Source organism: Marinobacter vinifirmus (assembly GCF_002258215.1).
Taxonomy (GTDB): domain Bacteria; phylum Pseudomonadota; class Gammaproteobacteria; order Pseudomonadales; family Oleiphilaceae; genus Marinobacter; species Marinobacter vinifirmus.
In genome coordinates this window covers 38,270-52,836 of sequence record NZ_NEFY01000001.1, presented here as the reverse complement: position 1 = coordinate 52,836, position 14,567 = coordinate 38,270, and the positions used below count along the sequence as shown (strand labels likewise).

General features: G+C 55.3%; 7 protein-coding genes. 2 read left to right on the top strand and 5 right to left on the bottom strand.

The window, feature by feature from the left end:
* Positions 1-25: 25 nt before the first annotated feature.
* Together aceF and aceE are read right to left on the bottom strand one after the other, a co-directional pair.
* Positions 26-1,675, bottom strand: a complete 1,650-nt coding sequence (aceF, locus tag B9Q17_RS00200) for a dihydrolipoyllysine-residue acetyltransferase (protein ID WP_094623635.1) — start codon at positions 1,673-1,675, stop codon at positions 26-28.
* Positions 1,676-1,685: 10 nt separating this feature from the next.
* Complete coding sequence (gene aceE, locus B9Q17_RS00195) at positions 1,686-4,349, bottom strand: pyruvate dehydrogenase (acetyl-transferring), homodimeric type (RefSeq protein WP_058341781.1); 2,664 nt, start codon at positions 4,347-4,349, stop codon at positions 1,686-1,688.
* 488 nt (positions 4,350-4,837) lie between these two features.
* On the opposite strand from aceE, the gene B9Q17_RS00190 reads away from it, so the two are divergent.
* Positions 4,838-6,202: a KamA family radical SAM protein gene (locus tag B9Q17_RS00190; protein ID WP_058341782.1), complete on the top strand. Its 1,365-nt coding sequence runs from the start codon at positions 4,838-4,840 to the stop codon at positions 6,200-6,202.
* 73 nt (positions 6,203-6,275) lie between these two features.
* On the opposite strand, the gene B9Q17_RS00185 is transcribed toward B9Q17_RS00190, so the two are convergent.
* The 3 genes from B9Q17_RS00185 to trxA all read right to left on the bottom strand — a co-directional run bounded on the left by B9Q17_RS00185 (position 6,276) and on the right by trxA (position 11,744).
* Complete coding sequence (locus tag B9Q17_RS00185; protein ID WP_094623634.1) at positions 6,276-7,367, bottom strand: hypothetical protein; 1,092 nt, start codon at positions 7,365-7,367, stop codon at positions 6,276-6,278.
* Positions 7,367-10,627, bottom strand: a complete 3,261-nt coding sequence (locus B9Q17_RS00180; RefSeq protein ID WP_094623633.1) for a hypothetical protein — start codon at positions 10,625-10,627, stop codon at positions 7,367-7,369. The genes B9Q17_RS00185 and B9Q17_RS00180 overlap by 1 nt, the downstream gene beginning before the upstream one ends.
* A gap of 253 nt (positions 10,628-10,880) precedes the next feature.
* Entirely contained in the window at positions 10,881-11,744 is an 864-nt protein-coding gene (gene trxA / locus B9Q17_RS00175) for a thioredoxin (protein WP_094623632.1), read from the bottom strand.
* Positions 11,745-11,881: 137 nt separating this feature from the next.
* Here trxA and lon point away from each other — a divergent pair, with 137 nt between their 5' ends.
* A complete protein-coding gene (lon, locus tag B9Q17_RS00170) occupies positions 11,882-14,332 on the top strand; it encodes an endopeptidase La (RefSeq protein WP_094623631.1) in 2,451 nt (816 codons plus the stop codon).
* Positions 14,333-14,567: the final 235 nt, after the last annotated feature.

Sequence of the window (14,567 nt, the reverse complement as noted above, 5' to 3'; positions counted from 1 at the left end):
CTACGGAGCAGCCCTCGACTCAGGACTACAGCAACAAGGTCCGAATATCCCCCAGCAGCTGCGTCAGCAGGTTGGTAAACCGAGCGGCATCTGCCCCGTTCACTGCACGGTGGTCGTAAGACAGCGACAGCGGCAGCATCAGCCGCGGCTGGAATTCCTTGCCGTCCCACACCGGCTTCATGGATGCCTTGGAGACACCCAGAATCGCCACTTCCGGCGTGTTCACAATCGGTGTGAACGCAGTGCCGCCAATGCCTCCCAGGCTGGTGATGGTAAAGCAGGCGCCCTGCATTTCTGCTGGCTTCAATTGCTTGTCCCTTGCCTTCTGGGCCAGCTCGGCGCTTTCCGCCGCCAGCTCCCACAGGCCTTTCTGGTCGACATCCCGGATCACCGGAACCATCAGGCCATGAGGCGTATCCACCGCAATACCGATGTGGATGTACTTCTTGCGCACTACCTCTTTGCGTTCCATGTCCAGGGACACGTTGAACTGAGGCAGTTCCGCCAGTGCTGCCGCGCAGGCCTTTAGCAGGAACGGCAGCGGGGTCATTTTCACGCCACGCTTTTCGCCGGCTGCTTTCTGGCCTTTGCGGAAGGCTTCCATTTCGGTGATGTCGGCATCGTCGAACTGGGTTACGTGGGGCACGTTCAGCCAGCTGCGCTGCATGTTGGTGGCCGTAGCCGCCATCATGCGGGACATGCCTTCACGCTCGATCTCACCAAACTGACTGAAGTCCGGCAGTTTCACGCCCGGAATGCCCGAGCCAACCGCCACGCCGCCGCCCTGCTGGGCCTGCTGCAACTGGCTCTTCACGTAGGCGTGCACATCATCTTTGATGATGCGTCCTTTCGGGCCGGAGCCTTTCACGCGGGTCAGGTCTGCACCCAGTTCCCGTGCCAGTTTGCGCACGGCCGGGCCGGCATGCACCTTGGTGCCCGGTGCCGGCGGCTCGTAGGTAGAGCCTTGTGGCTGCGGGGCCGCTTCAGGCTTGCTGTCTTTCTTCTCCGGCTTGCTGGCCTGGCTTTCGGCCTTGGCACTGTCACCGGAATCTGCCGCTTCTTCCTCATCCTCACCATCGTCTTCGATGGTCATTTCCAGCAGGTCAGAGCCTTCAGAAAGCTTGTCGCCTTCCTTCACCAGAATCTTGCCAACCTTGCCGGCATAGGGAGACGGAATTTCCATGGTGGCCTTATCGGACTCCACGGTCACCAGCGGATCATCCTCGCCCACGGTGTCGCCTTCGGACACGTTGATCTCGATTACCGGCACGTCGTCGAAGCCATCCAGCGAAGGCACCTTCACCACTTCGGTGCGGGAGCCGCCAGACTTTTTCTTCTTCGGTGCAGGCTTGCTGTCTTCAGACCTGGCCTCGGATTTCTCCTCGGCCTTTTCTTCAGACTTGTCCTCTTCCGCATCGTCAGAGCCACCGGCGTCTCCGCTGGCAGACAACATGCCGATAACGTCGCCTTCCTTTACCTTGTCACCCACCTTCACGGTGATCTTGGTGATCTTACCGGCCGCCGGGGCTGGCAGTTCTACCGAGGCTTTATCAGATTCAACGGTCAGAATCGGATCTTCTTCTGCAACCGAGTCCCCTTCGCTGACGATGATTTCGATGATCTCGACTTCATCTGCACCGCCAAGATCGGGAACCTTGATTTCCTGTTCACTCATAGCGGTCTCCTTAGCTCAGCACCGGGTTCGGTTTGTTGCGATCGATTCCGTACTTGCGCATAGCTTCGAGAACCTGCTCCTGCTTGATTTCACCGTCTTTGGCCAGGGCTGCCAGCGCGGTTACCGCCACGTAGTAACGATCCACTTCGAAGAAGCTGCGCAGCTTCTCGCGGGTGTCACTGCGGCCGAAACCGTCGGTGCCCAGGGTCATGTAGGTTTTCGGGATGAATGCCCGCAGCTGCTCGGAGTGCAGCTTGATGTAGTCGGTAGACGACACTACCGGGCCCTGCGCATCTTCCATGCACTGGGTCACGTAGGCCTTGCGGGGCTTGTCGTCCGGGTGCAGGTGGTTCCAGCGCTCCACGTGCTGGCCATCACGGGCCAGTTCGTTGTAGCTGGTTACGCTCCACACATCGGAAGCCACACCCCAGTCGTCTTTCAGCATCTGTGCGGCGGCGCGCACTTCATTCATGATCGAGCCGGCGCCCAGCAGCTGAACCCGCGGGCTCTTCTTGCGGCCCTTGGTTTCTACAGACTCGAACTTGTACATGCCCTTGATGATGCCGTCTTCACAGTCTTTCGGCATGGCGGGCTGTTCGTAGTTCTCGTTCTCGATGGTCAGGTAGTAGAAGACGTTCTGGTTGTCTTCGAACATCTCCTTCATACCGTGACGGATCACCACGGCCATTTCATAACCGTAGGCCGGGTCGTAGGCCTTACAGTTCGGAATGGTGTTGGCCAGTACGTGGCTGTGACCGTCCTGGTGCTGCAGGCCTTCGCCGTTCAGGGTCGTCCGGCCGGCGGTACCGCCGATCAGGAAGCCTCGGGCCTGCATGTCGCCGGAAGCCCAGGCCAGGTCACCCACGCGCTGGAAGCCGAACATGGAATAGAACACGTAGAACGGAATCAGCGGGAAGCTGTTGGTGCTATAGGACGTAGCCGCGGCCATCCAGGTAGACATGGCACCGTCTTCGTTGATGCCTTCCTGAAGGATCTGGCCCTTCTTGTCTTCCCGGTAATACATGATCTGGTCGCGGTCCTGGGGCACATACTTCTGCCCTTCCGCGGTGTAGATGCCCAGCTGGCGGAACATGCCTTCCATACCGAAGGTACGGGCTTCGTCCGGCACGATGGGTACTACACGCTTGCCGATGCGCTTGTCTTTTACCAGCGCGGTCAGGATGCGCACGAACGCCATGGTGGTGGAGATTTCACGGCCACCGGAGCCTTCCAGCACCTGCTTGAAGATATCCAGTTCCGGAATCTGCAGCGGCTGGCAATCCTTGTTGCGCTTGGGATAGAAGCCACCCAGCTCCTGCCTGCGCTTCTTCATGTACACCAGCTCCGGGCTGTCCGGCGCCGGGCGGTAGTAAGGTACGTCTTCCAGCTCTTCGTCTTTCAGGGGCACACCGAAGCGATCCCGGAAGGATTTCAGGGTATCGATGTCCAGCTTCTTCAGGGAGTGCGCGGTGTTCTGGGCTTCGCCCGCTGCACCGAAACCATAACCCTTGATGGTGTGGGCCAGAATCACGGTGGGCTTGCCGTTCGCGTGGTTTACCGCCTTGTGGTAGGCCGCATATACCTTGTACGGGTCGTGGCCGCCGCGGTTCAGCTTCTGGATATCTTCATCCGACATATCCTCCGCCAGCTTGGCCAGCTCCGGATGCTTGCCGAAGAATTCCTTGCGGGTGTAAGCCGGACCCTTGAAGGTCAGGTTCTGCAGCTCGCCATCACAAATCTCGTCCATGGCCCGCTGCATCACGCCGTCTTCGTCTTTCTCGAACAGCGGATCCCACATGCGCCCCCAGACCACCTTGATCACATTCCAGCCGGCACCACGGAACACGCCTTCCAGCTCCTGGACAATCTTGCCGTTACCACGCACCGGGCCGTCCAGGCGCTGCAGGTTGCAGTTCACCACCCAGATCAGGTTATCCAGCTTCTCGCGGCCGGCCTTGGAGATGGAGCCCAGGGTTTCCGGCTCGTCACACTCGCCGTCACCCACGAACGCCCACACCTTGCGGCCGTCCATGTCGATCAGCTCACGGCTGTGCAGGTACTTCATTACGTGGGCCTGGTAGATAGACTGGATAGGGCCCAGACCCATGGATACAGTCGGGAACTGCCAGTAATCCGGCATCAGCCAGGGGTGCGGGTAGGAAGACAGCCCGTCGCCATCTACCTCTTCACGATACTTGTCCAACTGCGCTTCGCTGAAGCGGCCTTCCAGGAAGGAACGGGCATAGATACCGGGCGATGCGTGGCCCTGGAAATACACCAGGTCTGACGCGCGTTCGTCGCCACCGCCGTGGAAGAAGTAATTGAAGCCCACGTCATAAAGGGTGGCTGCAGAAGAGAAGGTGGAGATATGGCCACCCAGGTCACCCGGGCGCTTGTTGGCCCGTACCACCATGGCCATGGCGTTCCAGCGAATCAGGGAACGGATACGGCGCTCCATGAACAGGTCACCCGGCATCCGGGATTCCTGGGTAACGGGAATGCTGTTGCGGAACGGCGTGGTAATGGAATACGGCAGCTCAGTGCCGTCCCTGCTGGCGCGCTCAGACAAGCGCTCCAGAATATATTTGGCACGGTCGACGCCTTCGTTTTCGATTAACGACTCTAGTGCGTCAAGCCATTCGCTGGTTTCAATGGGATCATCATCGCGGTACATCAAACCCTCCCCCTCGGGAACAATTTAAGCTCTCACAAGCATAGAACAGCTCTGGCATTTTTCCTGCTGAACGACAGAAGAGCATTCAGGAATAAAACTTTCGTACTTTTACTACAAAACGGCGCTCAAAAACAAACAAACAGGCGTTTGAAAGTACTTTAATTAGCATTAGTTACGTAATAATGACTACTTCCGATGACAGGAACAAGACGCTCTCAGACCAATGTCTCACACGTACTTCCAACGATAATTCCATCGCCTGACTAAACACTGACCTTAAAGATTTTTTGACGAAATTAGCCGAAAAACGGCACAAATCCATGCAATTTGACACTTTTAAAGGCACTGATCAGCGCCAGGAATCTCTACTATTAATTAGACCTGAAAATGAATTGCGATTTATGTATACTTGCCTGCCCGATTTTTGACCAGTGAAGGAGGAAAACACCCCTCCTTTTGATTTTCCGACACACAACAGAGGGCGATCTATGAACTCCATCGTCACCTTTCCGAACCGCATCCCGGTTCAGGAATTCGAGGAACGCCGGTTCAAGGTTTTTACTGACCGCCAGCTCGACAAAATTGAGGCGATCCAGAATCTCCCTGAAGACACCCTGTTCGAGATGAAAGTGGTAGCCAGCGTGCTGCCATTCCGGGTTAACGAATACGTGATCAACGAACTGATCAACTGGGACAAGGTACCAAACGACCCCATCTACCAGCTTGTCTTCCCTCAAAAAGGCATGCTGAAAGACGAACATTACGAGCGCATGGCCAAGCTGCACCGCGAAGGCGCAGAAAAAAAGGACATCCAGGCCGCAGCCAAGGAAATCCGCGACGAGCTGAACCCGCACCCGGCCGGCCAGATGGAAATGAACATGCCGGAGCTGGATGGCGAAGTGCTTGACGGCGTACAGCACAAATACCGCGAGACCGTGCTGTTTTTCCCGTCCCAGGGCCAGACCTGCCACAGCTACTGCACCTTCTGCTTCCGCTGGGCGCAGTTTGTCGGTGACAAAGACCTGAAAATGGCCAGCACCGATGCCGAGAAACTGCACGGCTACCTGCAGGAACACACCGAAGTGACCGACCTGCTGGTGACCGGTGGCGACCCCATGGTAATGAAGACCAAGAACCTGGTTCAGTACCTGGAACCGCTGCTGCAGCCAGAGTTCGACCACATCCAGACCATCCGCATCGGCACCAAGGCCCTCACCTTCTGGCCGTACCGTTTTGTGACCGACAAGGATGCCGACGAACTGATCGAACTGTTCGCCAAACTGGTTGATGCCGGCAAGCACGTGGCCATCATGGCCCACTACAATCACTGGCAGGAAATCACCACCGACATCGCGGAAGAAGCCATTCGCCGCATCCGCGCCACCGGTGCCGAAATCCGCGCCCAGGGCCCGCTGATCAAGCACGTGAACGACGATGCCGACGCCTGGGCCAAGCTGTGGAAGAAAGAAGTGAAGCTGGGCATCATCCCCTACTACATGTTTGTAGAGCGGGACACCGGCGCCAAGAACTACTTCGAAGTGCCCCTGGCCGAGGCCTACAACATCTACCGCGAAGCCATGAAGCAGGTCAGCGGCCTGGCCCGCACCGCCCGCGGCCCCAGCATGAGCGCAGGCCCCGGTAAGGTGGAAATCCAGGGCGTAACCGAAATCAAAGGCGAAAAGGTGTTCGTGCTGCGCTTCCTGCAAGGCCGCAACCCGGACTGGGTACAGCGCCCGTTCTTTGCCAAGTACAGCGAAACGGCCACCTGGCTGCACGAGCTGGAGCCCGCCTTTGGGGAGGAGAAGTTCTTCTTTGAGGATGAGTTTGAGGCGATGAAGCAGGGTAATGCCTGAGGCTCTAGCCTGAACTAGACGAAAAAAGCCGGATGGTTTCGCCATCCGGCTTTTTTACAGCTTTTCCTGCTGCTTAGTAACCGTAAGCAATACCAACCGACATCGCCTGTACTTCATTCCAGTCAAACTGATCCAGCACCAGCGTGCCCCGCCAGTTCCCGGATTTTGCCTCGATCCCGAACTGATCATATTCGGGCCAGAACAACCCGGTAACAGCAAAACCGTTGGCAAACCGATAACCACCACCTACTCCGGCATAGCCATAGCCGAACTGGTATTGGCCACGTAACGACCCGTGCCAGGCATCAGCATTCCAATCCAAACTCAAACGATATCTCGGGTCAATATCTTGATAATAACGGTCTATCGTACCCTCAGCCCACAGCCCCACAGGAGCCTGCTTACTATCCTGAATACGCCGATCCAGAGATACAGGCTCCAGCGTTCGTGTTGCCGGCACATCTGTCCAGCGAATTCTCGCAAATAGGTCCTCGGCTGCAAACTCAAACCTCAAATGATCATGTGCCTGCCAAGCGAGCACTAGGTCACCACTCCAACCGACACCTTCGGGCCGTGAGGTATCCTCCCTCCCGAAAATCAGATCTTCGTAGTACACGTAATCAATGCTCGCTTCGAAGGAAAAGTCCTCTGGCGTCTTAGCCAGCATCTCACCCCAAAGATCCCCCTCAAGCAAATAGTCAGCCTTGAACAGGGAGCCCCCAAGAGCAACATCCCAACCACCTTCTCGCACCCGATAACCTATGCGTAAGCCATCTCCGGTAAATCCATGTGCCGATACCTTCACAGGAATCTGCTCACCAGGCATCAAAGCTTCATCACGCTTTACCCTTCCATAGAAACGCGCAGCTTCTTCATTGAACCTCAGGTCCGCCAACGCTCTTGCAAAGAGTGAAACCTCAAGACCGCTGCCATACCTTACACCGAGCTCTGTGCGGGCATCGATCCACTGCCGCTTTCCAGACTCGAATTCATCGCCCCAATTACCCAACATGCCATTGACGGGTTCAGGCTCGCTGATGGCTTGGAGACGGAATTGCCCGAAGAAGTTAAGCTCCCCAGCGCACACCAGTACCGGAAGAAACAGAATCAAAAAAAAGGCAGGGCCGAAGCCCCACCTTTTTCTGTCAGAAGACAGTCCTATCATCAGAACAACGTCTCTACGATAGTTTCAGAACCACTGTTGTACTCAATTACTGGTATCTTCCCGGCAGCGGTGTCACGAAGAGTAACTTTGCCCACTTCTTGACCGTTCGCCATGGCTTTGCCAGTCAAGCCCACCAGTTTCTTATCCGCATCAAACGAAGGGGTCAGCTGAAGCAAATGTCCCTCGGCATTGAAGAACTCCGCATTCACCTCCGTTCCCGCCAGATCTTCGAAATTGGTTGAAGCAACCCTTACGCTATAGTTACCGCCATTCCAGATGACATTAGCCAGAACAGAACCACCTTTCTGGGCAGTTCGATCCAGTGTTACGGTCGCTTTGGCCAGCGGCAGTTCAGGCAACTCCACTTCAGCCGACACAGTGATACTGCCGTTCAGGAAGTAATCAGCTGTTTCGAGATCCGGGAACTCAGCCAGCATTTCTATGGTTGCAGCGTTAGACAGCCCAGAAGCCGCAGAGCCAAATGTCAGCTCAGAGTAGTAGGAGCGAGTATCTACGTCCTCAGCAAAGTCACCAAGTTCCGACACAAGGATGTTCCGCCCAACCTGATCCAACTGGGAGAAATCAACACTCATACCCTCGTAGTCCGAATAGCCAAAATCAACCCAGTTACCGGCTAAGGTATTCTCAGCGCAATGCACTAGGGTTTCTTGCTCGGACAAGTCTGAGTATGCCCATCCAGTCAGCTTTTGGAGTTCGTTCGGAGCATTGCTCACACAAGCCTCAAAACGAGACAAGGAAACTGGGACTTGATAATTCACGTTACCCCAATATTCAACCTCACCTGACATTGAACTAAAGTCCAACCAATACCCTCGGTATGTGGCGCCCTCAACGTTAACGTACTGTGACGCATCAACCTCTAAGAGTGGATTAGGCGTACCAATAAGTTGGGCCCCACCGGAAACCCAATCCTCCAAAACATTAAACGATGCATCAAAAGAAAGGGTGCTTCCTCCCTCTTCGTCTGACCAGACGTTTCCGACACTAATACGCCCGCCATTAGCATCTACAAAAACTAAATTGCTGTCCTCGAAACTTCCAAGAGATCCGCCGTCCATGCCTAAGGTAACATTTCCATAGCCAACTACTTCATCGTAGTTAATCCACCCGTAAACAAGCGGCAGCGTCGTAAACTCCTCCGGAGTTAGCTCATAAATCGCACTATTTGTCTCCCAAGACTCGAGAACAAACCGCCCTTCAAGCCCTCGTAACCGCTGAAGCACAGAATTTACAACCTGATCTGTCATACCACTCAGGTTGCTATCGCCAGGGTACAGATAGTTTTCACGGGCTTGTCCATTATCAACGAAGTACTGCCCATAGCCCCACTGCCCCTGATAGTCAGCATCGAAACCACCCTGAACAAACCCTACAACAACGTCGTCAGAGAAGGGTTGAGACATAAAGCCCAGCTCTTCTTCCGTCGCGGAGAGCGGTAACCAACGGGTCTGGGAGCTGTACTCCCCCCATGACAACACATCAAACTCCGCACCATTACGAATATTTAATGCTGCGGATGCCGAGAAGCTTCCGACTTCCGGATTTGCGGAATCGAACTCGCCTGAGACCCTGAAGCGCTCGACCGAAATACGTGTAAAGTTCAGTGCAGAATATGGAAGATCAGCGTCTTTGAGTCGAGTGAGACCAACTTCCAGGTCACCAGAGAATCGATCCCCCTCCGCGCTATTAATAGTCACCTGTCCCGCAAGTTTTGCAGATGCAAATTTTGCTTCGATGCTATCTGCCTCATCCATCATGCCGCCCGCAGCGCTTGCGGTGATGCTTTCCTGCAGACTCAGATTCAGTGAGAGGTTGTTCAGAGCAATCAGATCACTACCAATCGTGCCGGATAGAGCAATACTGTTTTCTTTTTGCAGACTATTGATCAAAAGGTTAATAGAGCCCTCGCGATCCGGCTGCGCAACAACATCCAGTTGACTGACAGGAATGCTTGTTGCCATTACAAGATTCACAGGCTCAAAAACTTCACCTGTTCCAGCCTGACCCGTAATCTCAATGTTCAACCCATTATTATCAGAGAACTTCAGAGTCGCCGCCCCAACAGTCCTACCATTGTCATCTTCAACGGTGACAGACTTTGAGCCACCATTATTAATTAGCACACTGACCTGCTCAGGACTATTGAGAAGGAACTCGTTAGCAGCGTCGAGTACATGCCCAAGAAACGCAAACTGCCCCTCGGTGCTCGCAGAAAAGATATTCTTGATGGTTTCGCTGTCGGCCTTTACTGCCGCAGACAATTCTTCACTGTTAACAGACTCGATACTGTTGGCCCAAGCCCTGACTTGCGACACGAACCCTCTAAAGCTCAGCTCACTGTCAGTCGAGTTGCTTACGTCAATACCTTCTTTTACTTGATTCGCAACACTGTCCAGCTCTTTGCGAACAGATTCAGCTAATTGAATCGTCGAGTCTTGACTCACCTTGACTGTGGCGTCAGCCAGCGCCGTCCTTAACTCGCCATCATTGTCATCCAGAGCGCCATCATCGAGAACTTTGCTTAACTGCTCAAATCTGGTAACAAAATCCAACACTCCACCATCACCAACAGAGAAAACCGCTTCTGCAATGACAGCATTCATCGCTGCAGCCTGAACTTCCTTCTCAGACGCTCCAGCCAAATCACTAATGTCTCTTGCCGTGGTGCGGGAAACATCGAAACCTGCGACAAGACTAACTTCGCTTGATGCCCGACGAGACGCATCACTATATGAAAGCCCTTCACTGACGAGGGCTTTGGCGCGGTTAGACGCCATCGTGGACCAAGCAGTGACAGGAGCAGAGATCTTGGCAGACCCACTTTCTTTTTCAACAAGAGCAGTCATTTTGAAACCAGAGGGGATATCAAAGTCTTGTCCCTTCTCCACAGTTCCGCATGCAGAAGCATCACATACCATCCGGGTCTGTCCCGGAACAGAAGTAACCTCTACTTCAAGTAGCCCGCCCTGATAGTTGCCAGAAAGTTGGACCTCATACTCACCGTCATCATTAGTCTTTGAAGCCCCAACTTCCGTTCGTTCACCAGAACCGCTTAGTTCAAATATGGTCACTGCGGCATTCTTCAAAACACCCTTTACAGCCGCACCTGCTACTGACTGTACCGAGCCGCCGGGAGGTGCAACTTCACCGCCACCAGAGGATGAACTGTTACTACAACCAGCGAGGGCAAAAGTAGAGGCAACCGCCAGCGCAAGAGCGGCCTTCTTGAGATGAATCATAAAAACTCCTGAGTAATTATTCCTTGGTCCTTGACTGCACAGCAGACCTCCGGAGCTTAGCTTACAACTCAATTGACAAATGTTAATGTTGGTAAAATGTGTGACTACTTTTTAGCCACAATTTTGTCGATATGAAAGGCGACTAGCGAGGTATGGACGTTATTCGGGCCAGGAAGGAGCAGAACGAGGGTGGGACCAATGGAAGTAGTTAGGGGCGATACAGGTGGCTCTCGCCACCCGTGTAACAGCAGCTTCAGTGCATCAAGGTATACAACTTCCTGCGGTAAGCCCGCACATCCGGATTGTTATTCCCCAGCTTCTCGAACAGCTCCACCAGCGTAGTTTTAGCGATGCCGTCTTTATAAGCACCGTCTGCCTGCATCAGGCGAATCAGCAGATCCATGGCTTCGGCATTTTTGTCCTGTAGCACCATGTGCAGGGACAACTGGTGCAGTGCCTCGGGGTCTTTCGGGTTGGTTTCCAGTTTAGCTTCCAGCTCGGCCTGCGGCGGCAGCTCACCAGATTGCTTGAGGAACTTCACCCTGGCCGCCAACTGTTTGGCTTTGTGCTGCAGTTTCTCTTCCGGCGGCAGGCTGTTGAGTACCTGCTCGGCGGTGTCGAGATCGCCCTGCTCGGCTTTCAGCTGGGCCAGGTCGATCAGCACATCCAGGTTTTCTGGGTCTTTCTGGTTCATCTCGGTGAGGATCGCCAGGGCGCCATCTACATCACCGGCTTCCCACAAGGCGTGGGCTTTTTCATACGGGTCTTCCGCCGGGGCTTCGATGTGCTTTTCCAGTACCTTGCGGATTTCACTTTCCGGCATGGCACCGTTGAAGCCATCCACTGCCTGGCCATCCTTCACCAAAATGACTGTCGGCAGGCTGCGCACACCCAGGGATGCTGTCAGCTCCTGCTGCTCGTCCGCATTCACCTTGGCCAGCTGGAAATTGCCCTGATACTCCTCCGCCAGCTTCTGCAGAATTGGCATCAGCTGTTTGCAGGGCGCGCACCACTCGGCCCATACGTCCACCAAAATCGGGGTGGCGGCGGAGGCTTCCATCACTTTCTGCTGAAAGTTGTCGGCGGTGGCGTCGAATATATACGGCGAGTTGCTCATAAGTCGGGAACCTGAACCAGAATGAATAAAATTGCCTAAAGATATGGAGCCGGCAGCAGAAAAATCAAGCCAGCTTGAAAACCTGGCTTTCGTCGTCACATAGGTCTTTAACCACTCAGCCTTGAGAGCAACACGGTATGAATGACGAGAACCGCAAAGACTCCCTGGAAGAATTTGAAGACGACGTTACCGAGTACATCGGCAAAGACGAGAACAGCAAAAGCCTGATCCTGCCGCAGCAGGCCAGGCCGCGGCGTATGTATGTACTGCCGGTGTCTAACCGGCCGTTCTTCCCGGCCCAGGTGCAGCCGGTGGTGGTCAACCAGAATCCCTGGCAGGAGACCTTGAAGCGGGTGGGTGAAACCGAGCACAAGGTTCTGGGTATCTGCTTTGTGGAAGATCCGGAATCCGACACCGGCATTCCCGCCAGCGACGACCTGGAAACCATTGGGTGCGCGGTGAAGGTTCACCATGCCCAGAGCGAAGGTGGCAAGGTTCAGTTTATTGCCCAGGGCATGCAGCGGTTCAGGATTGTTCAGTGGCTCCGCCGTCGCCCGCCCTACCTGGTGGAGGTGGAATACCCGGAGGAGCCGGAAGAACCGGCCGATGAACTCAAGGCCTACACCCTGGCCATTATCAGCGCCATCAAGGAGCTGCTGCGCACCAATCCGCTGTACGGCGAAGAGGTGAAGCAGTATCTGTCCCGCTTTGGCCCAGAAGACAGCTCGCCGCTGGCGGATTTCGGTGCCTCCATGACCAGCGCCCCGGGCCGCGAGTTGCAGGATGTGCTGGATACCGTGCCCCTGCTTCGGCGCATGGAGCGGGTATTACTGCTCATGCGCAAGGAGCAGGAGGTGGCGCGCCTGCAATCCGAGATCAACGAGGAAGTAAACGAGAAGGTTCAAAAGCACCAGCGCGAATTCTTCCTGCGTGAGCAGCTGAAAGTCATCCAGCGGGAGTTGGGGATCGCCAAAGACGACAAGACCGCTGACGTGGAGCGCTTCGAAGAGCGCATGGCCAAGCTGAATCCGCCAGCAGCTGTGGTTGAACGGTTCAAAGATGAAATTCAGAAATTGCAGGTGCTGGAGCAAGGCTCCCCGGAATACGGCGTGACCCGCAATTATCTGGACTGGATTACCCAGGTGCCCTGGGGCGTGCATTCCGAAGACCACTTCGACCTGGCCGAAGCCCGCAAAATTCTGGACCGGGACCACGACGGCTTGGGTGATGTGAAAGACCGCATCATCGAGTTTCTGGCCGAGGGCACCTTCAAAGGTGAAGTGAGTGGTTCCATACTGTTACTGGTAGGCCCGCCAGGCGTAGGCAAAACCTCTATTGGCCATTCGGTGGCGGACGCGCTGGGCCGGGAGTTCTACCGGTTCAGTGTAGGCGGCATGCGGGATGAAGCCGAAATCAAGGGTCACCGCCGCACCTACATCGGCGCCATGCCCGGCAAGTTCGTACAGGCCCTGAAAGACAGCAAAGTGGCCAACCCGGTGATCATGCTGGACGAGATCGACAAGATTGGCAGCTCCTACCAGGGCGACCCGGCCTCGGCCCTTCTGGAAACCCTGGATCCGGAACAAAACAAGGAATTCCTGGACCACTACCTGGACGTGCGCATGGACCTGTCCAAGGTGCTGTTCGTGTGCACCGCCAACCAGCTGGACACCATTCCCCGGCCCTTGCTGGACCGGATGGATGTGATTCGCCTGTCCGGCTACATCGGCGAAGAAAAACTCGCCATCGCCAAGCACCACCTGATGCCGCGGCTGCTGAAACGGGCTGGCTTGCTGAAAAAACAGCTGAACATCACCGATGCGGCCATCCGCCAGGTGATCGAAGGCTACGCCCGGGAAGCCGGCGTGCGGAACCTGGAAAAGCTGCTGCACAAGATCATCCGCAAGGGAATCGTGAAACTGCTGGAAAACCCGGACCAACCGGTAAAAGTGGGCGTTGCCGACCTGCCGGACTACCTGGGCCAGCCCGCCTTCCGCAAAGAGAAATCCATGAAGGGCACCGGCGTAGTCACCGGCCTGGCATGGACCGCTATGGGCGGCGCCACCCTGAGCATCGAGGCGTCACAGGTTCACACCAGCCAGCGCGGGTTCAAGCTCACCGGGCAACTGGGGGATGTGATGAAAGAATCCGCCGAGATTGCCTACAGCTTTGTGTCGTCCAACCTGAAACGGTTCAAGGGCGACCCGACCTTCTTCGACAAATCCTTCGTGCACCTGCACGTACCGGAAGGCGCCACCCCGAAAGACGGCCCCAGCGCCGGCGTGACCATGGCCACCGCCCTGCTCTCCATCGCCCGCAAAGAAGCCCCGCAGCAGAACATCGCCATGACCGGGGAGCTGACCTTAACCGGGCAGGTGTTGCCGGTGGGAGGTATTCGCGAAAAGGTGATTGCTGCGCGCAGGCAGAAGATCAATAATCTGATACTTCCGGAGGCGAACCGGGGGGATTATGAGGAATTGCCAGAGTATCTGAAGGAAGGGATTACGGTGAACTTTGCGAAGCACTATAACGATGTGTTTCAGGTTTGCTTTGGGAATAAGCCGAGGAAGGGGGCTTCGGTGCACTGATTTTTTTTGCCACGGAAGGCGCGGAAGGACACGGAAAAAAGAAAGCTTCTTTGCCACGAAATCCACCAAAGAACACGAAAGGGAAAGACAGAAAGGCTTCTGATTGTCAGTGAATCTTTGTTCGTGTTTTTTCGTGGATTTCGTGGCAAAAAACCAACCGACTATAACTCACAAGCCTGCCGGTTGCGGGTGGGGTACAGGTTTTCTGCCGGAAAAAGATGTCTGAGCGAAGCGA